We start from the raw sequence: 20701 nt of genomic DNA, 5'->3' as shown, positions 1-20701 counted from the left end.
ATAAAAATCTACACCAATGGTCGTTAATTGAACAATTTTGATTATATCACTAACCAATCTGTGATGGTTGCTTGGTATAGGCATCGGGCATTACTAAGTGCAGAGGTGAGAAAATTCATTCGGCCATTTAACCCCTTTCCTCAAAACGGTGAACGATACGTAAATTTCACGCTGTTTGAATACCGTTTCTAGCTCAGTCAATGAGTATTCAATGGAAGATTGGTATATCACAATGTTCTGAGCTTCCCACAACGCACTCCATCTAGTTACGTATCACTTCTAATCCTATGGACTTTGATTTCACTTATTAATGTTAACTTGATGTTATCAAAATGTTGCTTTTTGATGGTTGCTGTGTTTAGCATGACTAGAAATAAATGCCAGTATGATAAATAAATTAGGCTTTTAATGAGCGTCACATAAATCATTGATGGAACTGCAATCGCAGGTTTTTAAGGAAGAATTACTCATGACCGACTACCGCACCCCTTTGGACCAATTGCAAATAAACGTTAGGCAACACCCTGATAGAGTCTGGTTACATCAACCTGTTGATCGGCAATGGTATACTTATACTTGGTTAGAAGCTGATACGTCTGCCAGGAGGGTAGCTAAAGGTTTACTTGAAGCCGGGTTAGTGGCGGGTGATAAAGTATCGATCATCGCTAAAAACTCAGCAGAGTGGTACATCTGCGATTTGGCAATCATGATGGCCGGGCTTATCAGCGTACCTATCTATCCAACCGCCAGTGCGGACAATATCAAGTATGTGATTGAGCACAGTAGTGTTAAAGCTATATTCATCGGCAAACTCGATGATAGTGAAGATCTTTGTCAAGCCTTACCCGACTCTTTGATCACTATTGCTATGCCAAATTCCAAAGTCGATTGTCAGCTTGACTGGTACGCGTGGTTGTCAAAATTAGATCCGCTTGTAGAAGTCAATAAACCTGCGCTCAGCGATACCTTTTCTATCATCTATACCTCTGGCAGTACCGGACGGCCGAAAGGTGTTCTGCTCAGTTATTTGAATGTTGCATCTTCTGCCATTTCTGGTAGTGAAATTTTTTTTCAGCCAGATGACACACGTGTGATGTCCTACTTACCTTTAGCGCACATCACAGAGCGCTGCGTGGTTGAGCTACCTTCGATCTACAATCCTGCTGAAGTCTTTTTTACTGAATCTATCGATACCTTCATTGACGACGTCAAGTACGCTCGTCCAACTGCTTTTCTTTCCGTACCTAGACTATGGACAAAATTTCAGTCAAAAATTTTGGCAAAAATGCCGAACAATCGTTTGCAACTTCTACTTAAAATTCCCTTTGTGGGTCAGCTTGTGGCAAGAAAAATACGCGAGAATTTAGGTCTGCAAGAGTGCGTATTATTTGGATCCGGCAGTGCCCCCATCTCTCCTGAAGTCCTGCTTTGGTTCCACAAAATCGGTATCAGTATTGGTGAAGGGTGGGGTATGACCGAAAGCTCAGGCCTTTCTTGCAGCAACGTGCCGTTTGATCTCAATCACCTAGGTACTATTGGTACGCCGCAACCTTGTGTCGAAATGAAGTTATCGGCGGAAGGGGAAGTATTGATTAAAGGCGATGCAGTATTTACCACTTACTACAATGACGAAGTAGCGACTCAAGCTGCCTTTGAAGATGGTTGGTTTAAAACCGGAGATAAAGGAGAGCTACAGGCTGACGGTTCTTGGAAAATCATTGGCCGGGTTAAAGAGCAGTTTAAGACTGGTAAAGGCAAGTATGTATCACCGGTACCTATTGAAAGCAGCTTAGGACGAAATCCGGACATCGAACAGGTGTGTGTGATTGGCGTTGGTCGAAAACAACCGATCGCACTTATTGTGTTGGGAGAAGGCACTCATGGGCATACCTCTCAGGTAAGAAAAGATCTTAAGGAAACGTTAATAGCGGTCAACCAAGAGCTTGAAGCGCATGAAAAGCTGGATCACTTAATCGTGGTGGAAGAGCCTTGGAGCATCGAAAACGGCCTGCTTACCCCAACGTTGAAACTGAAAAGAGATCAAATTGAGCAACGTTACCATCACTTACTCAGTTTAAATCTGCCCTATAAAGTGATTTTAGAGAGCAAAATCAAAGATTTATATGATCACTCTAAACCTGTCTATGCCAAGCGAGTTTCGGCTAACGCTTAAATCAGTCGCGTAACATACGGAAAAATCATGTCTCAGTTATTAACTAAAACAGACAACTTAGCTAAGTTGTCTGTGAACAAACACAACGATGCATTCCACTTTTTCAATTGGCCTGACAAAATTGAGGACGACACATGGTGGCAATCGCCGGATGTGTTAAGTGTCAGCCTGACCGAACAGTACAATCTTTGATTGGTCCACAAGTGGTTGATGGATATTGGCAAGATGTAGAGAACACGTGCACTGCATTCATGACAGGCTTACCTGATGAAAGTGGCAGAGAGCAGAGGCTCTACAGAACGGGTGATTTGGCAAGCTACGACGATAGCGGAATCATTCATTTTCATGGTCGCGCAGACCATCAAGTCAAACTGCGTGGATATCGCGTCGAGCTGCAAGAGATTGAGTCTTTGCTTCGTCAATCTATGCACTCAGATCAGTTTGTGGTGATTCCCTACCCGTACGGAGAAAAAACCTGTACCGGTCTCACCCTGTGCCATACTCATCGCGGTGTCACTCAAGAAGATATATTAGAGCGTTGCCGACAGGCGCTGCCCATCTACATGGTCCCTGATACGGTGGTTTTTTTGCAGCAGCTGCCGATGAACAGCAGTGGGAAGTTAGATCGCCGCGCGATATCTGAACAGTTAAAAGCGATGGAGGAGTGCTTTGCCAAGCCATGACGCATGTATTATTTGTGCGATTAATAGTGATAACGTAGAACACTATCGGGTTGCTGAGAAAAATGGACTAAAAGCTGTACTCGACATTTATCCCATCACCGAAGGTCATGTCCTGATTGTGAGCCGCAGTCACGCCTCGCACCTTGAGCAGCTCTCTGCGCAAGAACATACCGAGTTATTTCAATTTGCGCATCAAATCGGCAAGCGGATGTTTGACGTGATGGATAATGTGAGTGATTACACCTTAGTAGTGAATAATGGTCGCGATGCTGGGCAACATATCCCCCATGTTCATATTCACCTGATCCCGCGACGCAAAGGAGACAGTCTGCATTTTTACTGGCGACTCATGACGCGATTTATCAACCCATTGGGTGGTAAGAAACGTGTCCAGCAGTTAGTGGAGTGGCAACGAAGGTGGCGAATGCACGGTAAGCATACGGACGGCGCAGAGAGGTAAAATTCAGTCCCCTTTAATGACTGGATTCGTTATAATCGCGGGCTTTTGTGGCAAGTAGGGTGGCATCATGGCCAAGAAAGCAGCGGCGTTGCACATACTGGTGAAAGATAAAACGCAAGCGACAACAATCCTCGCTCAGCTCAAACAAGGTGCGAACTTTCAAGCGTTGGCGAAAAAATACTCGCAATGCCCATCGGGAAAACGCGGTGGTGATCTGGGCGAATTTCGTCGTGGCGATATGGCTCCCTCTTTCGACAAAGCGGTATTCAATGGTGAATTATTGCGTCCTCTTGGGCCAATAAAAACCAAATTTGGTTGGCATATCATTAAAGTGTTATATCGCAACTAACCCCTGTGCGTTAACCCTTGCGATAAGCACTTGGTGACTGAAACTGTCATAAAAGTTAACGCATAGAAATTGATATTGCGCACATCGATTGCCCCAAGCCGCCACTGAGAAAGTGGTACATTAAAATCATGCCTTGAATAATGTCCACCTTATGTTTGAACTTGATGCACCTACATTACTGATCACGCTCACAGCGATCCAATGGTTGCTTGCCGCGTTTTTGTTGGTGCAAAACCGTAAAGAGCCCGGGATTAATGGATGGGCGGTGTCTCTGTTTATCCATGGGTTTAGCAATCTTTTCTTATTTGCCCGACCACACCTTCACCCTTATCTGGGGATCGTCTTTTACAATGCGTGTGTGATGGTAGCCTTTTCTGGCAGCCATTGGGCGCTGGGGCAAGTCTTTGCCCGCGATATACCGCGTTGGCAGTTGGCGATGCCCGTCGTGCTCTCGGTGGTATTGATGGCATCACACCTCGATGATATCGGGAGCCGCGTAGTTTACGCCAGTTTAATTGTCAGTATGCAGCTTGCGTTGATGACGCGAACCATTGTGAGGAGTACAAACACCGGCGGTCAGCGTTTAAAGCGTTGGCTTATAATGGTGATGGGCGGATTCAGTGTGGCTTACATAGGCAGAGCGACGTTCGCACATTTTTATCCTGATCTGTTTACGCAGCTGCTGGGTACGTCACTACTGCAAGCGGGACTGATTTTATCGGGCATCGCTTACAGCGTGATCAACACCTTGATTATCTTTTTGTATAAATTGGAGCGCGTCCACGAGAAGCTTCATCGTGAGGCGACCCGAGACAGTTTAACGGGGCTGTTAAATCGACGTGCGTTTTTGGCTAAAGCGAAACGGCGCGTTGAGACTGCCGCTTTCCCTCTCAGTGTATTGATGATCGACTTGGATGACTTTAAAACCATTAATGACTCATTTGGCCATTCTGTTGGTGATAAAGTATTGATTCAGTGTGCTGATGTGTTCGAACAAGTGATTGATGACCATGGTATTGTCGGACGCTTAGGAGGAGAAGAGTTTGCGGTCGTGTTGCCTTACTGCGACGGTGCTCGTGCGCAGCAAATATCGGCCGAATTGCTCCGCGCCGTTCAAAACAGTCGCGCTGAATTTGAAATAAGCTTGTCTGCCAGCATAGGAGTGACGACGACTTCCGAGGTGATGGATATAGACGGTTTGTTAGCCCAAGCCGATGATGCGCTTTATCAGGCGAAGCATGATGGAAAAAATACCTTTAAAGTGTACGTCTCGGCACTGGAAAGCGTCCCTCATGACGCCGAGCATATACCTAATATCGCTTGATGTATGCATATCTAGATTTTATGCACAAAATTGACTTCACCGATGAGGTTCATTATTCTCCGACGCTCATGTTGATATTTCGACTCTCTATTATGGCTTATATTCTATTTAAGAACTTCGTAAGAAGGCTTGGCTTCGCGCAAATACACGATGAAGTGTTGCTCGGAGCTTAACATCAAATCTTCATCAGGTATTGTCATACGCCATCCGCGTAGGGTTCTCAGTATCTGATGTAAAGCCGCGATAGAGAGTTAGGCCGGTGATGCTTCATCACCGGCCTTTTTGCATTCTGATCACAGCAGAATGCATCCATTTTAATGATGACGAAAGGCCGGTACTTGTTACCGGCCTTTTTTTATGGATAAGAAACATGAGTTTATTAGTGATTGAAAACATCTGTTTTCAAATTGAGGAAAAAGTGTTGTACCAAGGTGCGAGCGTGGTGCTACATCATGGTGAACATGTTGGCGTGACGGGTGCGAACGGTGTGGGGAAAAGTACCCTGTTGAAAATGCTACAAGGGGAGCTGCTGCCGGATAGTGGCGAGATTGTTTGGCAACCGAATATCCAAGTCGGTTATTTAGACCAGCATTTAACGATCGACCCAACACTGTCTATCTATGACTTTATGGCGTTGGCATATCGCGATCTTGTTGAGGTTGAGCGAGCGTTAAATGCTATCTACGCATCGATGTCGGCGGACACGTCAGACGCGGTGCTTGCCAAAGCGGCACGACTGCAAAGCCAATTAGAGGCACAAGATTTTTACCGTATCTCCCATTGTATTGAACAGGTCTCGGCTGGGCTGGGTATCGCGCCGTTGGGCATGCAAACCGCAATGGGCCAGTTAAGTGGCGGTCAACGGCATAAAGTGATGTTGGCAAAGTTACTGCTTGAACAAGCCGAAGTGATGTTACTCGACGAGCCGACGAACTTCCTCGATGCTGAGCACGTTGCTTGGTTGGCGGAGTTTCTTAATCACTATACGGGTACCTTTATGGTGGTATCGCATGATGAGGCTTTCCTTGAGTCGATCACGACAGCGATTGTTGATATCGACCAGAGCAAGATACGCAAATACAAAGGATCGTATCAGCAAGCGATGGCACAAAAGGCGCAGCAAAGTGAAACACAGCACAAGCAATACCTCACACAGCAGAAAAAAATGGATAAGTTGGCCACCTATATTCGCAAGAACGGTGCAGGTGTGAATGCGCGTATTGCCAAGGGGCGTAAGAAACAGCTTGCGAAAATGGTGCCGATTGAAAAAAAACAGATGCGTGAGCCGGTAAGCTTTGCGTTCCAATACAAACCGTTACGGTCGCAACATGTATTGGCCGCCAAGGGGTTGCAGATTGGCTATCGAACGCCGCTTTTGCCGCCGTTGTCACTTCAGATTCAACGGGGCGAAAAAGTCGCGATTATTGGCTTCAATGGCTTGGGCAAATCGACATTGTTAAAAACCTTATTGGGAGAAATCCCTGCACTACGGGGCCACATTGACGCAGCAAACGGTATACAGTGGGGATATTTTGAGCAAGGCTTACACTGGCGCTTTCCGGAAAGCTCTCCGGTTCAGGTCGTGTGTGGGGTAGGCCAGCTCACAGATAAAACCGCGCGCCAGAAGCTGGCTGAATGTGGTCTCAGTGGTAAAAAGGCGGTGCGGCCATTGCATACATTGAGCGGGGGTGAGCAAACCAAAGTAAAGCTTTGTTGTTTAGCCGTGATGGCAACCAATGTATTGGTGTTAGATGAGCCCACCACACATCTTGATGTCGATGCAAAAATGGCGTTGCAGCACGCCCTTAAAGCGTATGCAGGCACCGTAATTGTGGTTTCTCACGAGCCACAATTTATTGAGCACTGGCCGGATAAGGTGATCGATATGACCCAGCTTTAGTAGCTAACGCGTTAATAATAGTCACGTCAGTAACAGCGAGGTCGCATGATGCGGCCTCGCTTATATTTTTGCTATTTATGGGTAAATTTGTATTTTTTGCCAAAAAAGGCTAAATTTGCCGGAGTTGGTTAACAAGGATAAATAATGGCGACAGAAAGCAAGGCACCCATTGCGGTGATCAGTGGCGATCTGGTGGATTCAACCGCCTTAAATCGAGATGAGTATGAGCGAGTACTGGCGCAAATCAAAACCATACAAGCCCATATTTCACAAGCGCATTGCGCTAATCAGCACAGCATTATACGCGGTGATGAGTTTCAATCTGTGATCCATGATGTAGCGAACGCGCTTCACTATGTCGTGATGTATCGTGTTGCGATCAAAGCACTGGGAAAACCGTTTGATTGTCGCATCAGCTTTGCGATTGCCGAGCAAGCGGATTTGCGTGAGGCGGTGTCAGAGTCAATGGGACAAGCGTTTGTACTATCTGGCCGCGGCTTAAAAGCAATGAAAAATCAGCGGCTGGCCTTTTTTTGCGCCAATGCCGATCTTGAAGACAGATTTGCGTTGTTGATCCGTTATCTTGACCGGCAACTCAGCGATGCGACATCTCGTCAATGCGAAATGATGCTGCCTTTATTACAGCGTGATCAACCACTCGCGTACGGTGAGTTAGCGGCCGCACTTGGAGTCGCGAATGCAACCGTGAGTAAGTCCCTTAAAGCGGCGGGCTGGGGGCTTATCGAGGCATTGTTGGCCGAGTTTCAGCAAGCTGTGGAGGCGCAAGTATGATGGCCTTCCTTTCTTTGCTGGTTCCCTTGTTACTGACCCATCTTATTTATGATTTCTATCTACAGCCTGCGAATTGGTGGGCGAAATCGACACCACGCGCGCGAATACTGGATTGGGCGGTTGCACCGCTCCTCTACGGTTTATGTTTACTGGTACCTGCGGTGTTTTGGACCCAGCACGTTTCGCCGCTATTGGGTGTATTGCTGGTTGGCATGGTGACCAAGTGTGTGGTGGCAGTGCTTGATGGCCAACTCGTCGCGCAGTCATCACTGGCCCGTTTCTCGGTGAGCCAAGGCATACACCTTTTGGTACTAGGGCTCATTGCCCTGAGTTTTGTGGCGCAGCCACCTTGGGTTGGACTGACCGAGATGCCTCTGTTTAGCGAGATCGTCGCAATTGGCACGGGCTATTTATTAATCTTAAAGCCGACATCAGTATTGATTGGTCATGTGTTACAGCGCTTTACGGTCAAGTTGGACTCACCCTCTGATCATCAACACAATTATCACGGCCTCGTGGCTGCGGGAGCGTTGATTGGCTATTTAGAGCGTATTCTGATCCTGACCTTTACCTTGCTTGGCAGCTATACCGCTGTCGGTTTTGTGCTGGCAGCCAAGTCGATTTTCCGCTTTGGTGAGCTGACGCGTTCTGCCGATCGCAGCCTAACCGAATACGTTTTAATTGGTTCGTTATTGTCGGTAGTGATCACGACATCAGTGGGCGTTGTGATCACACAAAGCCTCGCTTTGCTGTAATTAGCCTTTTATAGCTCAAAGATAAAAATTAGCTTTTTTAGGCTTATAATATGGACTGGTATTAAGAAACGATGCGTCAGCCAATCGTTTGGCGAACGATAAAAAGAATATTGTTTATTGGAACTTGCTTAATACCCTCAGGTCAGTAATAGGATGCTTGCTTGTTAAATTACTGTTATGGCTAAATAAACCTGAAGGAAAAGTATGTCCCGACACATTTTACTCACCGGAGCACTGGCGGTGTCTTTGCTCTCAGGGTGCAGTTTTCAAGGAGAGTCACACGTGAAAGCTTCCAGCCCAGGCGAACTGAGTGCGCCTGTCGCGAAAAAAATCCCTCATGAAATGACCATTCACGGCGACACGCGCGTGGATAACTACTATTGGATGCGTGATGATGCACGCCAAGATCCTGACGTGATCGCCCATCTTAATCAAGAAAACGCCTATGCCGATCAGGTGCTCGCGCACACTGAGCCAATGCAGGCCAAGCTATTCGATGAAATCAAAGGCCGTATCGTCAAAGACGATGCCTCGGTCCCGGTTAAAAAAGGCAGTTATTTCTATTCCAGTGAAGTGGAAGGTGATAATGAGTACCGCACTTACGTGCGTGCGAAAGACTTTGCCGGCACCGACAAAACGGTAATTTTGGATGTCAATGCGCTCGCGAAAGGGCATGAGTTTTACAGCATTGGCCAACTCAGCGTCAGTCCAAACGAAAACCTATTAGCCTATGGGGAAGATACCCTCAGCCGCCGCGTTTATACCATTCAAGTCAAAGACCTCACTACCGGTGAGTACCTCGATGATAAGATTGAAGGCGCCTCGAGCAGTATTGTGTGGCAGAACGATAACCAAGCCTTCTACTATATCAAAAAAGACCCGCAAACCTTGCTGGGGTATCAGGTGTATCGCCACCGTTTGGGCACCCCACAATCCGCTGATACGTTAATTTACGAAGAAACGGATACCAGCTACTACACCGGCTTGAGTAAAAGCAAAGACGGTGAGCAGATCTTTATTTGGCACTCCAGCACTGAAACCAGCGGCGTATCGCTCGTGGATGCCAATGATCCGAATGCCACCGCCCAAGTGTTTTATCCGCGAGAAACCGGCATCGAATATGAAGTGGCAAAGCGTGGTGAGTGGTATTACATCTATACCAACTATCAAGCGGTGAACTTCCGCTTGATGAAGGTACACCAAAGCGAGCGTGACGATCGCAGCCAATGGCAAGATGTGATCGCGCCAAACGATAAGGTGCAGTTAGTTGATTTTACGCTATTTGATAACCACTTGGTCTACGAGCAGCGCGAAAATGGCTTGCCGCGTACCACGGTGCGTAACCTCACCACTGGGGAGGAATATCAGCTGAGGTTTAACGACTCGGCCTATGCGTCTTACCTGACCGGCAATGCAGAGATGGATAACACCGCGGTGCGCGTGTATTACACCAGCTTGACCACGCCGGGCACGTATTACGAGTTTGACTTGGCGTCGGGCGAGCGTGAAATGCTCAAACAAAACCAAGTGCTGGGTGATTTTAATCCGGACAACTACCATTCCGAGCGGTTGATGATCACCGCACGCGATGGCGCGCAAGTGCCTGTGTCTTTGGTGTACCGTAAAGATCGCTTCAAAAAAGATGGCACCAACCCGCTCTATCAATACGGCTATGGCTCCTACGGCGCGACCATGGATCCCATGTTCTCCACCACGCGTTTAAGCCTGCTAGATCGCGGTTTTGTCTTTGCTATTGCCCATATCCGTGGCTCTGAAATGCTAGGTCGCCCTTGGTATGACGATGGTAAAAAGCTTACCAAAAAGAATACCTTTAACGACTTTATTGATGTGACCAAAGCGCTGACTGCGCAAGGCTATGGCGATAAAGACAAGGTGTTTGCCGTCGGCGGCTCAGCAGGTGGCTTGTTAATGGGAGCGATCATCAACCAAGCACCAGAGTTGTATCTAGGGGTGGCCGCGCATGTGCCGTTTGTCGATATCGTCACCACCATGTTGGATGAGTCGATTCCACTGACCACCAACGAGTATGACGAGTGGGGCAACCCGAATGACAAAACCTACTATGAATACATGCTCAGCTATTCACCATACGACAACGTCACCGCGCAAGATTACCCCAACTTGTTGGTCACCACAGGCCTGCATGACTCACAAGTGCAGTACTTTGAGCCAATGAAATGGGTCGCGAAACTACGTGAGTTCAAAACTGACAACCATACGTTGGTGTTTAAAACCGACATGGAAGCCGGCCACGGCGGCGCATCGGGACGCTTTAAGCGCATTAAAGAAGACGCACTGGAATATGCCTTCTTCTTAGACTTACTCGACAAGCAGGGTAAGTAATCAAAGGGTATCCCTCTGAAACGAGAAAAGCGCCGTTATCGGCGCTTTTTTATACGGGTAGAGACGCGATAAGCACGCTCAATATCGATAAAAACGAGGTGCTCAGGCTTACTGATTGTTCTCCGCATCTTCACGCTTGATCACTTTGTGGCCTTCTTCGGTCACGCCATTTTTCCAATAGCTGCTGATGTAGATAAACTCACGCTCAACATCACGATCGTTACGGAAGTATTGGCGCAGTGCGCGCATGCTTTCAAATTCACAGGCACACCACACGGACACTTGCCCTGCTAACCAAGGCTGTGCTTTTACCGTTTCGGCCAACGTCGGGGTGGTCAGCCAAATAATCTCCATGCCAGCGGGGGCGTCGAGTGGTTGAGCATCCTCTGCGGTATCGAGCTGGATCACTGCATAACCTTTGGCATCGCGAGGCAAGGTTTTGATCTTGGCTGATAGCGCGGGTAATGCAGTCATGTCGGCCGCCATAAAGAACCAATCCGCGTCGCGATTAATCGGCGCAATCGTCCCTGGGCCGGCAATATTAATGGTATCACCTACTTGGGCATTCAGTGCCCAACGCGCGGCAAAGCCACAATCGGCTTGCTCGATTTGATGGCGAACCATATCTACTTCAATTTGCTGCTGGTCAGGCATAAAACGGCGAATGGTGTAGGTGCGCATCACAGGGCGCTCGCCTTCTGCTAATCCGCTCAGATCTGTGCTTCCCGCTTTATCAAACAGCAGCTTGATATAGCCGCCTTCACACTCCGTTGGGAAATCCGCGAAAGCGTCGCTTTGTAAGGTCAAGCGTTGCATATTAGGTGTGACGGTTTGGGTATCAATAACGTGAGTGAGGTGATAGTTCGGCTGTTTCATATTATCTAACTTAAAATAATTATCATTTACAATTAATCATACCATTCGGATGCGGGATGTGTAAGTGCTTTACATTGTTTTACGCTTCTATACTAGGCAATACCCTGAGAAGTGAGTAAGATAGAGACGCATTATTATTACTAAAAAAACAATCACATGGAGCAAAAATGAAGAAAGTCATACTCACGGGTGCGGTGGCGGTGCTGCTGTCGTTGAACGTCTCGGCCTCTGAGCTCGAGCCGATCATGAAAGAAATGAAAATGACCTTTAAAGAGGCGGCGAGCGCACAAAGTATCGAAGCCATGCAAGCGCCGGTTGCGAAACTAGAAACCTTGGTCGCGAAAGCCAAAGCAGGTAGCTACCCACCGGAAAAAGCGGATATCTTTATGGAAGGGTTCGATAAATTGGCGGTGACGGTAGAGGAAATTGATGCCGCGCTCAGCGAAGGCGACCTCGATAAGGCCCAACAAGGTTTGCGCCAAATTGATGCCTTGCGTGAAGAGTACCACGACAAACGCAACCCAAGCATTTGGCAGCGCTTATTCGGTTAATTGCGCAATCAGTGAACGTGACGATAGCGAGGGCATGATGGCGACTCAAAAAACGATTTTGCGTTATCCCTCGTTGTCGGTGGCGTCTGCATTTGAGAAAGAGCAGGCGCTGATCCAACGAGTAGAGCAGGGCGAACTTAACGAGGCATTACTGCTTTGGCAGCCAGATGCGCAAACCTTGGTACTGCCGGCGGGCCAAAAATGGCCACAAACGCCTGAGTTGCGCCGCGCTCTATCAGCGTTAGGTTGGCAAGTACAGAGCCGCCGAACAGGCGGGGCGCCGGTGCCGCAACTACCCGGCGTGATCAACGTGTCTTATCTGACGGTGTGGCCGGCTAACACGCCGTATCATATTCAGACGGCTTACCAGTATTTTTGCACCATTTTACAGTCTTTTTTCCATCAGTTAGGCATTGTGACGACGGTGGGCGACACGCCCGGTTCGTATTGTGATGGTGACTACAACCTCAATATTTCCGGCAAAAAAGTGGTGGGAACCGCCCAGCGTATTCTGCATTTAGGCACGGGAGCAGGCTCAGCCAAACAAACCGTAATGCTGGCGCAAGCGTGTCTGCTGATTGATGCGGATTGCCAACATATTGTTGCCCCTGTATCGCTGTGTAATCAGCTTTGTGGTCACCCTGATCGCATTGAGGCTAAGGTGCATACTCCATTAGCCGCGCACCTAGGTGAACTGCCGGCAACCGAACAGCTGTTTCAGTTGCTAACTCAAGCGTTTATAGCGAGACCTCCACTCGTGGTGGGCAAGGCTTGAGGCCGCGACTCAATATAGTATGCTTAGCCGCAATCATGCGTAAAACAAATCCCAAGGAGTGAGGAATGCGCGTCCATCTTGTTATTCACGAGGCGTTTGAAGGCCCAGGTGCCATTTTAGATTGGTGTGATGAGCGTGCCTATCATGTGACAACTAGTCATTTGTATCGGGGCGAGCCGTTGCCAGAAAGTGGTGAAGGCATTGACCTGCTGGTGGTACTCGGCGGGCCGCAAAGTCCAGATACGCCACAATCTGAATGCCCGCACTTTGATAGCCAGCGCGAGCAAGCGCTGATTAAGCAGTGTATCGAACAAGGCAGTGCGGTATTAGGCATTTGCCTTGGGGCGCAACTGATTGGTGAAGCCTTGGGCGCACCGTATCAAAAAAGTCCTGAGCCCGAGATTGGCTACTTCCCCATCCAGTTAAGCGAAGATGGCCATATCGACGAGCACATTCCGCATTTCGCGCCGCAAGAAATTGTGGGTCATTGGCACAATGATATGCCGGGGCTGACACCAAATAGTCGTGTACTGGCCAGTAGCGAAGGTTGTCCGCGCCAGATCGTGAAGTACGGACCAAGGGTGTATGGCTTTCAATGCCATCTTGAATTGACGCCGCTGGCGGTTGAAGGCTTACTGCACGCCGCCTATCCAGAGGGCGAGGCCGCTAACAAGCGCTTTATTCAAGACCCTGCCTCCATTCGCGCCTTTGATACAGCTCCGATGAATGCGCACTTGTTTGCCTTTCTCGATAGCGTGCTGACTGACAACGATCTCGTCACTGAGTGGCTGTTTTAAGCGACTGGGTTAGGAGCACGGTAATCGCAACTGTGCTCCACCTACTAAGCGCCACTGTTTGAGCGTCATCGTCTGAGCGCCATCTATCTTGCGTTAGTGCAACATGCCTTCACACACGGTGGTGATATCATCATCCAATAAACTCAACTCGATGGCTATCTTCATCGCTGCCACCACATCACTTACCGGCATGCTCGGGGCGCGGTGCTTACACGCTTGTGCTGGGCTGTAGGGAATATGAATAAAGCCGGCGCGTACCTCGGTGTGATGAGCCAGCGCATGCATTAAGCCATAAAACACGTGATTACACACAAAGGTGCCCGCGGTGTAAGAAACACTGGCTGGATGATGCGCTTCGTTTAATGCGTTCACTAAACGGTTGAGCGGCAAGGTAGAGAAATAGGCATTGGGCCCAGATGGCACCACCGGCGTACCATGCGGCTGCTTACCGGCGTTGTCGGGAATGGGCGCGTCCTGATAATTAATCGCTACCTTCTCCAAGCTTATCTCAGCGCGACCACCGGCTTGGCCAAGAGCAATCACCATCATCGGACTGAGCGATTCTAGCGCGCTGTGTAACGTTGGTAAGCTTTCATCAAAGGTGCAGGGCAGGCGCACGGCTTTGACGATGCACTCCTCATTAGGCTGCCAGCCTTCTAATGCTTTTGCTACTTGCCAAGACGGGTTGTCACTCTCGCCGCCGAACGGTTCAAATCCAGTAATTAAGATGGTGTGCATGCCATGTCCCTATTGATGTGATATGCCTGAGATAAAAGGACTTTACCGCAAACACTGACAGGGGTCACCATTGTGTTTGTCGTGATTGATGGTTAAAAAACGAGCGAATAGGCAAAGGCCTCGCTACGCTTAGTGAGTATTGTTCACAGTGAGGGTAGACAATGAAACACTTACTTTTAGCACTGATACTTGTCGCGGTACCGGCAACCGCAGATACCTTTAGAGCACATTGTCGTGATCGTGCTCCTGAGTTGATCCCTACCGAAACGGGATGCGATGGGCCAGTGGCTGAAATCATTACTGTCGCGATTGAGAAAATGGGCCATACCGTCGATTGGTCAACGGTACCGTGGGCAAGAACGATTAACGTCGCCGAAGTCGGGGAGGTTGATATTATTCCGCGTCATTCGATGAACAACGAGCGAGAGGCTTTTCTGAATGCCGTTCCGTATGGCTACAGCATCCGTGAAGTGTTTTATATCATCGGCCCAAACATTAACCAGCAAATCAATAGTTTTGAAGAGCTCAAGCAGTATCGGATTGGCGCACTGCGTGATAGCTTCTATTCCGATTTGTTTAACAATACCGAGGATCTCAAGCGTCGCTATTACAACGATACGGAACAAATCATTAAGGTGCTGGAAAACGGGCGTATTGATGTGGCGGTGACGTCTTCAAGCCACGATATTGATAAATTCACTGCGGTGAGCGCGTTCACTCAGGCCAATTTTGTGGACCGTTTTTATAACGGACGGTATATCAGCATCCCGAAAAAATCACCGGTGGTGAATTATTTCCCTGAGTTCGAGCGCACCATTCAGCAAATGGTAGCGTCAGGTGAAGTCAGTGCCATTTTTGAAAAATTCGGTCAAACGCCGCCTGAACAAAAACCGGATAACTGATCGCTTAATCATTCACATATAAATAACGCCCCAGTGAGAACTCGCTGGGGCGTTGTTTGTGTTAGCGTTAATTTTACTGATTATCAAACAGATAAAGATAATCCTCATAACCCGCCTCGGCCATTTTATCGACCGGCACAAAGCGCATCGCGGCTGAGTTCATGCAATAGCGCAAGCCGGTGGGGGCGGGACCATCCTCAAATACATGGCCAAGGTGCGAATCGGCGACCTTGCTGCGGACCTCGGTGCGCGTATAGAACAGGGAGTTATCCGGCTTGGTAACCACATACTGCTCATTGATGGGCTGTGTGAAGCTTGGCCAGCCAGTACCGGATTTGTATTTATGAGTGGAGGAGAACAGCGGCTCGCCCGAAACAATATCTACATAAATCCCGGCTTGCTTGTTGTCCCAATATCGATTGCGGAACGCGGGTTCAGTGCCGTCTTCTTGAGTGATTTCATACTCAATGTCTGACAACATCGCACGAATTTTCTCATCCGAGGGGCGCGAGTAGCGGGTGTTCGTTGCTGCCATCTCTTCCGCTTTTTGCCCATCAATCATTTCTCGCAAGGTGACCGGATTGTCTTTGCGATCGTCACCAAAAATCTCGTCCAGATACTGGTCACGCCCTGATGCATAGCGGTAGTAGCTATAGCGAATGCTGTGGTTTATGTAGTAATCCTGATGATAGCTTTCTGCTGGCCAGAATTTCTCGAACGGAATCAGCTCGGTTTTCAGCGGCTTTTTGAACACGCCTAACGCTTCAATTTCCGCCATAAAATCCGCGGCAATTTGTTTTTGTGTTTCAGAGCGATAAAAGATCGCGGGACGATATTGCGGGCCACGGTCAACGAACGAGCCTTGGTCATCGGTGGGGTCGATATGACGGAAAAACTGATCGAGCACCTGTTCGTAATCCACGACGTTAGGGTCATAGGTGACATCAATCACCTCAATGTGGCCACTGGTGCCGGACGAGACCTCTTTATAGGTGGGATTTTCAAGCTCACCGCCTGAGTAGCCAGATACCACATCAATCACGCCGTCGAGTTTTTCAAGATCAGCTTCCGTACACCAAAAGCAGCCGCCGGCAAGAGTCGCCTTTTGGTAGCCTTGTGACGTGGTGGCAGTGTCTTTTACCGCCGCATAACTTGCTATCGATAGCAAACTGAACGCTGTGAACGCGATAACTCGCCACATTGATTTGTGCTGTTTCATGATCGCCTCGTTATTAGGGTTGGTGAGGATCAAGACCTGCGCACCAAGCAGAAACTTTCATCCTCTCCCTCTTTTCTGTTGTTACAGATAACGTAGCGCAGAAAAGCCCTTAGCGATCACCTACCAAAGCAGCTGACCCAACACAGGGGCAAGCAACACAGTGACCATGCCCGCAATCATCATCACCACACTCGACACCACCCCTTCGGCATGGCCGATCTGATAGGCTTTAGCGGTTCCCGCTCCGTGTGCCGACGCCCCCAAACTTGCGCCGCGACCTAAGCGCGAGCGAATCGCAATCACGGTCAAAATACTTTCACCAATCGCCATGCCAATCACCCCAGTGAGGACCACAAACAGGGCGGTGAGATCGCTTTGCCCGCCAATCGCTTTGGTGGCTTCGACGGCAAAAGGGGTGGTGATTGAGCGCATCGCCAAACTGCGTTGCAGCAGTTCAGACAGCTCAAACACCCGCGCTAGCACCACGGTACTGGTAATCGCGACTAGCACAGACACTGTGACGCCTATCGATAGCGATAACCAATGGCGGCGGATGAGCGCGCGGTTATCATACACGGGGATCGCAAACGCTACAGTCGCCGGGCCCAGCAGCCACAGCAGCCAGTACGATTGCGCCATGTAGTCTTGATACGGGATATTAAACCCAACCACCACCGCCACAATCAGCAAGGGCGCGAGCAACAATGGCATCACCAGAATCGAGGGGTGACGGCGATACAGCCATTTGCTCATGTAATAAAAGCCAAGGGTCATTAAAAAGCAGGTAACGCTTAATAACGAGGCGTGAAGCCAAGCAGGTAAAGACATCATGGCTTAGCACTCCGGTTTTAGATCAGGGTGGTGCGTGTGGTGATGGTTACTGCGGCGGCGCGCCATTTTAACCTCAAAACGGTACACCTTATCGACCACCCAAGCGGTTGACGCAATCACCATCGCGGTACTTAAAATCAGTACAACCATGATCTTACCGCCTTCTTGCAGCAATAAATCTTGGTAGTTGACCACCGCCACCACCGCCGGCACAAAAAACAGCAACATCTCCGCTAACAGCCACGCTGCCCCGCGACGTAACCAATCGGCACGGACAATTTTCAACATTAATGCACCTAACAACAGCAACATACCGGTGAGGTTGGCCGGTAGTGGAATAGCAAAGGTTGTGACCAACCAATCAGACAAAAACCAAATGCCTGCTAAGACAAAGACTTGCAGTAAGGTAAGTAAGGCGTTTTTAATTAATTGCATCGAAGGCGTGCCAAGAATCTGTGAGATGGCTCATAGTTTACGTCTTAGCAGAGAGTGAATAAAGTGACTTTTTTTTATTTAAACTATGCCAAAATGGCATGATTAACACACAGCTTTTAAGGGCCGTTTATGGATATTCGTGCGTTGCGCTATTTTATTGCCTTAGTGGAAAAGCAGAGCTTTACTGCCGCATCGGCGTCGTTGCATGTGACGCAACCGACAATCAGTAAAATGGTGCGTAACCTTGAGCAAGATGTGGGTCAGCCGTTGTTGCACCGAGAGGGAAGGCGGTTTTGGTTAACCGATGCTGGTGAGGTGGTGTATCAGCGCGCGCAGAGTATTATTGCTGAGTTCGAGCAGCTAAATACCGAGCTCGACGATCTCAACCAACTGGCGCGCGGCCAGCTTAGGTTGGGGATGCCACCGATGATAGGGCCGCTGTATGCCAATGTGTTGCGTGAATACCGTCAACGGTACCCAAACGTGGCGCTCAGTATTGTCGAATACGGTGGGCGGCGCACCGAACAAGCGCTGATCAATGGCGAGATTGATGTAGCAATCAACATGCTCACCGACACCCAGCCTGAGTGCTTGCAAAGCTTACCCTTACAAACTCACCCCATTTATGCAGTGCTGCCTAACCAAGCCGCGTGGCGTGAGCAAAAAAGCCTGACATGGCAGGCAGTCAAAGACGAGCCGTTTTATCTATATAGCGCTGAATTTACTCTAAGCGATCGGATTATTGCCCGCTGTGAAGAGCATGGTTATCAGCCCACCATTGCCGCGCGTAGCAGTCAGTGGGATTTTTTAGCCGCTTTGGTGAAAAGTGGTGCAGGGGTGGCGTTTTTACCTGCGCCCCTATGCCAGCGCCTCAGCGCCAGCTTGGAAGACAGTGAATTATTGCTAGTAAAACCGATAAGCCCAGCGATTGAATGGCAACTTGGGTTAGTCTGGCACGGCGAGCGTTATGTCTCACGCACCGCCGAGGCCTGGATGCAGTTGTGTCAGTCGACAGAGGTGCATCGATAGACTCAGCACTTTGATCTACAACGCCTCTTAGTACGCAATTTAGTGGTGATCTTAAATTCGATGCTCAGAGATGGCGTGATGTGGGATGAAAAAACTCGCTAGAATTTAGTGATTGAGGACATAGTTGATTGTTATACAACGCAATTCACACTAAATTGCCAGCTGCACACTTGAATTACATTATCTTATCCCTAACACTGCACACATTAGTTGGGCTGTTCTGTTTATCATTTGTCATTCCTTGCAAGCCAAGCACTAAATGATCTAGGATTCGCTGTAGAACAACATTGTTGAACAGAACATACGGCCTTTGGCGACTCCTCCCACCATACGGGATGTGACGACCCAGAGGCTTTTTCGTTTTATGAGGCTAAGATGTCCCGTCGTACTGTTGCAATTTTTGTTGATGCCGGTTTCTTTAATCGAATTTTTACATCGGCTGTTGATCCTGAAATGAAAATGGTTCCTGAAGAACTCTAACTCGTTCCCACGCTCCTGCGTGGGAATGTATATGGATTTTGAATCATGGGCAGGATTCGCCAAAAGATCACCGAACTGCACTTGATCTCTGTTCTAACACTCGCGGACAGCGTCAATATCTTTAGCGAACAAGCCGGTTCAATACTCTAGGTGGCGTGATTTTACTCAGGTTATGGAACATTCAGTGTCTGAATGATAACTAGATATGCATTCCCACGCGGGAGCGTGGGAACGAGAAAAAACTGGTGTCGTTGATTGAAGCCTGTCCTGAATATCAGACTAAAAATGCGCTCTTACAGAGCGTGCCTGGCATTGGCAGCATTGCAGCAGCATCTATCATCAGTAACGTCCCTGAGCTAGGCTATATAACCAACAAACAAGCGGCATCACTCATTGGTGTTGCACCCGTGACAAAAGAAAGTGGGCGATATAAAGGCAAACGGGTGATTCAAGGTGGGCGTGCTCAAGTTCGTACCGTGTTGTATATGGCGATGATGTCTGCGATGCAATGTAACCCTGTTTTTAAAGCTACGTATACCCGATTGGTCGCCGCCGGAAAGCCGAAAAAAGTCGCCATTATTGCCTGTGTGCGTAAGATGGTGGTGATCTTAAATTCGATGCTCAGAGACGGCGTGATGTGGGATAAAAACCTCGCTAAAATTTAGGATTGACGACATACTCGTTTGTTATGTTCGTAGCTTTTGTAACCCTTGTATTGCTCGGTTGGTCGAATCTATTAAGTCTGTACGCTTCAGTTTCGTTCGAATAGCCAATGCTTCAATAAACTGCTTTTCAGCGAGTTCATAGTTACCAAGCTCCACGTTTAATTTACCCAAATGTTGTAAACTAAAACTCAAAGAAAGCTCACAACCGTAATCTTGGCTTTGTAAGTATGCTCTTTCAGCACCACCCATATCACCTGCGTATTGTGACGCAATACCCAAAATATGAGTAGACCAAAACTTGTGCTTATCACTAGATGTCGACATTTGAACTTTGGAAGCTAGCCAATAAGCCAAACTACAAAACCCTATAATACGTAAACAATCGGCTACTAAAATTTGCTGCCACTCTAGCTTTTCTGTTTTGCCTAACACCTTAAATTTTAGGCATTTGTAAATAGTTAAAGCCAGTTTATGGAAAACTCTGAAAGTTACCCTATCCCTCTGATAGCCCACAATTTCCTCCAAGAACATAACATTGTATTAGTGTGCATGTGCGATTTCCCAAACCCTACACGCGCACTCTTTTTATCTAAAAAACTGAAA

Annotated in this window: 20 protein-coding genes and 1 pseudogene; 15 read left to right on the top strand and 6 right to left on the bottom strand. The window is 48.3% G+C overall.

Features of this window, described 5'->3' with window-relative positions; genetic code table 11:
• The first annotated feature begins 469 nt into the window (after positions 1-469).
• The 9 genes from BZG84_RS14875 to BZG84_RS14835 all read left to right on the top strand — a co-directional run bounded on the left by BZG84_RS14875 (position 470) and on the right by BZG84_RS14835 (position 10800).
• Positions 470-2173, top strand: a complete 1704-nt coding sequence (locus tag BZG84_RS14875; RefSeq protein ID WP_077678401.1) for an AMP-binding protein — start codon at positions 470-472, stop codon at positions 2171-2173.
• 134 nt (positions 2174-2307) lie between these two features.
• Positions 2308-2856 carry an AMP-binding enzyme gene (locus tag BZG84_RS14870; RefSeq protein WP_077480478.1) on the top strand — a complete coding sequence of 183 codons (549 nt, stop codon included), beginning with the start codon at positions 2308-2310 and terminating at the stop codon, positions 2854-2856.
• Positions 2843-3316 carry an HIT family protein gene (locus BZG84_RS14865; protein WP_077480476.1) on the top strand — a complete coding sequence of 158 codons (474 nt, stop codon included), beginning with the start codon at positions 2843-2845 and terminating at the stop codon, positions 3314-3316. The genes BZG84_RS14870 and BZG84_RS14865 overlap by 14 nt, the downstream gene beginning before the upstream one ends.
• 67 nt (positions 3317-3383) lie before the next feature.
• Entirely contained in the window at positions 3384-3665 is a 282-nt protein-coding gene (gene ppiC / locus BZG84_RS14860; RefSeq protein ID WP_069588393.1) for a peptidylprolyl isomerase PpiC, read from the top strand.
• 151 nt (positions 3666-3816) lie between these two features.
• Positions 3817-4989 carry a GGDEF domain-containing protein gene (locus BZG84_RS14855; RefSeq protein WP_077480475.1) on the top strand — a complete coding sequence of 391 codons (1173 nt, stop codon included), beginning with the start codon at positions 3817-3819 and terminating at the stop codon, positions 4987-4989.
• Positions 4990-5359: 370 nt separating this feature from the next.
• Complete coding sequence (locus BZG84_RS14850; RefSeq protein ID WP_077480474.1) at positions 5360-6889, top strand: ABC-F family ATP-binding cassette domain-containing protein; 1530 nt, start codon at positions 5360-5362, stop codon at positions 6887-6889.
• Positions 6890-7033: 144 nt separating this feature from the next.
• The gene (locus BZG84_RS14845; RefSeq protein ID WP_077480473.1) at positions 7034-7681 is read left to right on the top strand and encodes a hypothetical protein; all 648 of its coding nucleotides are present in this window, start codon (positions 7034-7036) and stop codon (positions 7679-7681) included.
• The gene (locus tag BZG84_RS14840; protein ID WP_077480472.1) at positions 7678-8436 is read left to right on the top strand and encodes a DUF3307 domain-containing protein; all 759 of its coding nucleotides are present in this window, start codon (positions 7678-7680) and stop codon (positions 8434-8436) included. Before BZG84_RS14845 ends, BZG84_RS14840 begins: the two co-directional genes overlap by 4 nt.
• A gap of 204 nt (positions 8437-8640) precedes the next feature.
• Complete coding sequence (locus tag BZG84_RS14835; RefSeq protein ID WP_077678400.1) at positions 8641-10800, top strand: S9 family peptidase; 2160 nt, start codon at positions 8641-8643, stop codon at positions 10798-10800.
• Positions 10801-10908: 108 nt separating this feature from the next.
• On the opposite strand, the gene BZG84_RS14830 is transcribed toward BZG84_RS14835, so the two are convergent.
• Positions 10909-11676 (bottom strand): siderophore-interacting protein, encoded by a 768-nt coding sequence (locus BZG84_RS14830; RefSeq protein ID WP_077480470.1) that lies wholly within the window; start codon positions 11674-11676, stop codon positions 10909-10911.
• 167 nt (positions 11677-11843) lie between these two features.
• Here BZG84_RS14830 and BZG84_RS14825 point away from each other — a divergent pair, with 167 nt between their 5' ends.
• From BZG84_RS14825 to BZG84_RS14815, 3 genes are all read left to right on the top strand, one after another.
• A complete protein-coding gene (locus tag BZG84_RS14825; protein ID WP_077480469.1) occupies positions 11844-12227 on the top strand; it encodes a cytochrome b562 in 384 nt (127 codons plus the stop codon).
• A 37-nt stretch (positions 12228-12264) separates the two neighbouring features.
• Entirely contained in the window at positions 12265-13002 is a 738-nt protein-coding gene (locus BZG84_RS14820) for a lipoate--protein ligase family protein (protein ID WP_443216372.1), read from the top strand.
• A gap of 65 nt (positions 13003-13067) precedes the next feature.
• On the top strand, positions 13068-13799 hold the full coding sequence (locus BZG84_RS14815) for a glutamine amidotransferase-related protein (protein ID WP_046075948.1): 732 nt from the start codon (positions 13068-13070) through the stop codon (positions 13797-13799).
• Between the two features lie 93 nt (positions 13800-13892).
• Here BZG84_RS14815 and pcp read toward each other — a convergent pair whose 3' ends face one another.
• The gene (gene pcp / locus BZG84_RS14810; RefSeq protein WP_077480467.1) at positions 13893-14537 is read right to left on the bottom strand and encodes a pyroglutamyl-peptidase I; all 645 of its coding nucleotides are present in this window, start codon (positions 14535-14537) and stop codon (positions 13893-13895) included.
• 161 nt (positions 14538-14698) lie between these two features.
• On the opposite strand from pcp, the gene BZG84_RS14805 reads away from it, so the two are divergent.
• On the top strand, positions 14699-15439 hold the full coding sequence (locus BZG84_RS14805; RefSeq protein ID WP_077480466.1) for a substrate-binding periplasmic protein: 741 nt from the start codon (positions 14699-14701) through the stop codon (positions 15437-15439).
• 73 nt (positions 15440-15512) lie between these two features.
• Here the strand turns inward: BZG84_RS14805 and msrB are convergent, their stop codons facing one another.
• From msrB to BZG84_RS14790, 3 genes are all read right to left on the bottom strand, one after another.
• Entirely contained in the window at positions 15513-16658 is a 1146-nt protein-coding gene (gene msrB / locus BZG84_RS14800; protein WP_077480465.1) for a peptide-methionine (R)-S-oxide reductase MsrB, read from the bottom strand.
• A gap of 120 nt (positions 16659-16778) precedes the next feature.
• Positions 16779-17486 (bottom strand): LrgB family protein, encoded by a 708-nt coding sequence (locus BZG84_RS14795; protein WP_077480480.1) that lies wholly within the window; start codon positions 17484-17486, stop codon positions 16779-16781.
• A 6-nt stretch (positions 17487-17492) separates the two neighbouring features.
• Positions 17493-17924 carry a CidA/LrgA family protein gene (locus tag BZG84_RS14790; protein ID WP_046075946.1) on the bottom strand — a complete coding sequence of 144 codons (432 nt, stop codon included), beginning with the start codon at positions 17922-17924 and terminating at the stop codon, positions 17493-17495.
• A gap of 129 nt (positions 17925-18053) precedes the next feature.
• On the opposite strand from BZG84_RS14790, the gene BZG84_RS14785 reads away from it, so the two are divergent.
• Both BZG84_RS14785 and BZG84_RS16405 read left to right on the top strand, forming a co-directional pair.
• Positions 18054-18953, top strand: coding sequence for a LysR family transcriptional regulator (locus tag BZG84_RS14785; RefSeq protein WP_077480463.1), 900 nt, complete (start codon positions 18054-18056; stop codon positions 18951-18953).
• Between the two features lie 713 nt (positions 18954-19666).
• Positions 19667-20098: pseudogene (locus BZG84_RS16405) on the top strand (transposase); the annotation flags it as partial.
• Between the two features lie 21 nt (positions 20099-20119).
• Here BZG84_RS16405 and BZG84_RS14780 read toward each other — a convergent pair.
• Positions 20120-20629: a hypothetical protein gene (locus BZG84_RS14780; protein WP_077480462.1), complete on the bottom strand. Its 510-nt coding sequence runs from the start codon at positions 20627-20629 to the stop codon at positions 20120-20122.
• Positions 20630-20701 lie beyond the last annotated feature (72 nt).

The organism is Salinivibrio sp. PR932, assembly GCF_001996125.1.
Classification (GTDB): domain Bacteria; phylum Pseudomonadota; class Gammaproteobacteria; order Enterobacterales; family Vibrionaceae; genus Salinivibrio; species Salinivibrio proteolyticus.
This window is presented reverse-complemented; position numbering and strand designations above follow the sequence as displayed.

Bases quoted from the DNA above. Each gene is read 5' to 3' on its own strand.
- BZG84_RS14825 (WP_077480469.1), top strand. From the start codon at position 11,844: ATGAAGAAAGTCATACTCACGGGTGCGGTGGCGGTGCTGCTGTCGTTG.
- BZG84_RS14835 (WP_077678400.1), top strand. From the start codon at position 8,641: ATGTCCCGACACATTTTACTCACCGGAGCACTGGCGGTGTCTTTGCTC.
- BZG84_RS14805 (WP_077480466.1), top strand. From the start codon at position 14,699: ATGAAACACTTACTTTTAGCACTGATACTTGTCGCGGTACCGGCAACC.
- BZG84_RS14840 (WP_077480472.1), top strand. From the start codon at position 7,678: ATGATGGCCTTCCTTTCTTTGCTGGTTCCCTTGTTACTGACCCATCTT.
- BZG84_RS14790 (WP_046075946.1), bottom strand. From the start codon at position 17,924: ATGCAATTAATTAAAAACGCCTTACTTACCTTACTGCAAGTCTTTGTC.
- BZG84_RS14875 (WP_077678401.1), top strand. From the start codon at position 470: ATGACCGACTACCGCACCCCTTTGGACCAATTGCAAATAAACGTTAGG.
- BZG84_RS14830 (WP_077480470.1), bottom strand. From the start codon at position 11,676: ATGAAACAGCCGAACTATCACCTCACTCACGTTATTGATACCCAAACC.
- BZG84_RS14820 (WP_443216372.1), top strand. From the start codon at position 12,265: ATGGCGACTCAAAAAACGATTTTGCGTTATCCCTCGTTGTCGGTGGCG.
- BZG84_RS14815 (WP_046075948.1), top strand. From the start codon at position 13,068: ATGCGCGTCCATCTTGTTATTCACGAGGCGTTTGAAGGCCCAGGTGCC.
- BZG84_RS14845 (WP_077480473.1), top strand. From the start codon at position 7,034: ATGGCGACAGAAAGCAAGGCACCCATTGCGGTGATCAGTGGCGATCTG.
- BZG84_RS14780 (WP_077480462.1), bottom strand. From the start codon at position 20,629: ATGTTCTTGGAGGAAATTGTGGGCTATCAGAGGGATAGGGTAACTTTC.
- BZG84_RS14785 (WP_077480463.1), top strand. From the start codon at position 18,054: ATGGATATTCGTGCGTTGCGCTATTTTATTGCCTTAGTGGAAAAGCAG.
- BZG84_RS14855 (WP_077480475.1), top strand. From the start codon at position 3,817: ATGTTTGAACTTGATGCACCTACATTACTGATCACGCTCACAGCGATC.
- BZG84_RS14850 (WP_077480474.1), top strand. From the start codon at position 5,360: ATGAGTTTATTAGTGATTGAAAACATCTGTTTTCAAATTGAGGAAAAA.
- BZG84_RS14870 (WP_077480478.1), top strand. From the start codon at position 2,308: ATGGTGGCAATCGCCGGATGTGTTAAGTGTCAGCCTGACCGAACAGTA.
- pcp (WP_077480467.1), bottom strand. From the start codon at position 14,537: ATGCACACCATCTTAATTACTGGATTTGAACCGTTCGGCGGCGAGAGT.
- ppiC (WP_069588393.1), top strand. From the start codon at position 3,384: ATGGCCAAGAAAGCAGCGGCGTTGCACATACTGGTGAAAGATAAAACG.
- BZG84_RS14795 (WP_077480480.1), bottom strand. From the start codon at position 17,486: ATGTCTTTACCTGCTTGGCTTCACGCCTCGTTATTAAGCGTTACCTGC.
- msrB (WP_077480465.1), bottom strand. From the start codon at position 16,658: ATGAAACAGCACAAATCAATGTGGCGAGTTATCGCGTTCACAGCGTTC.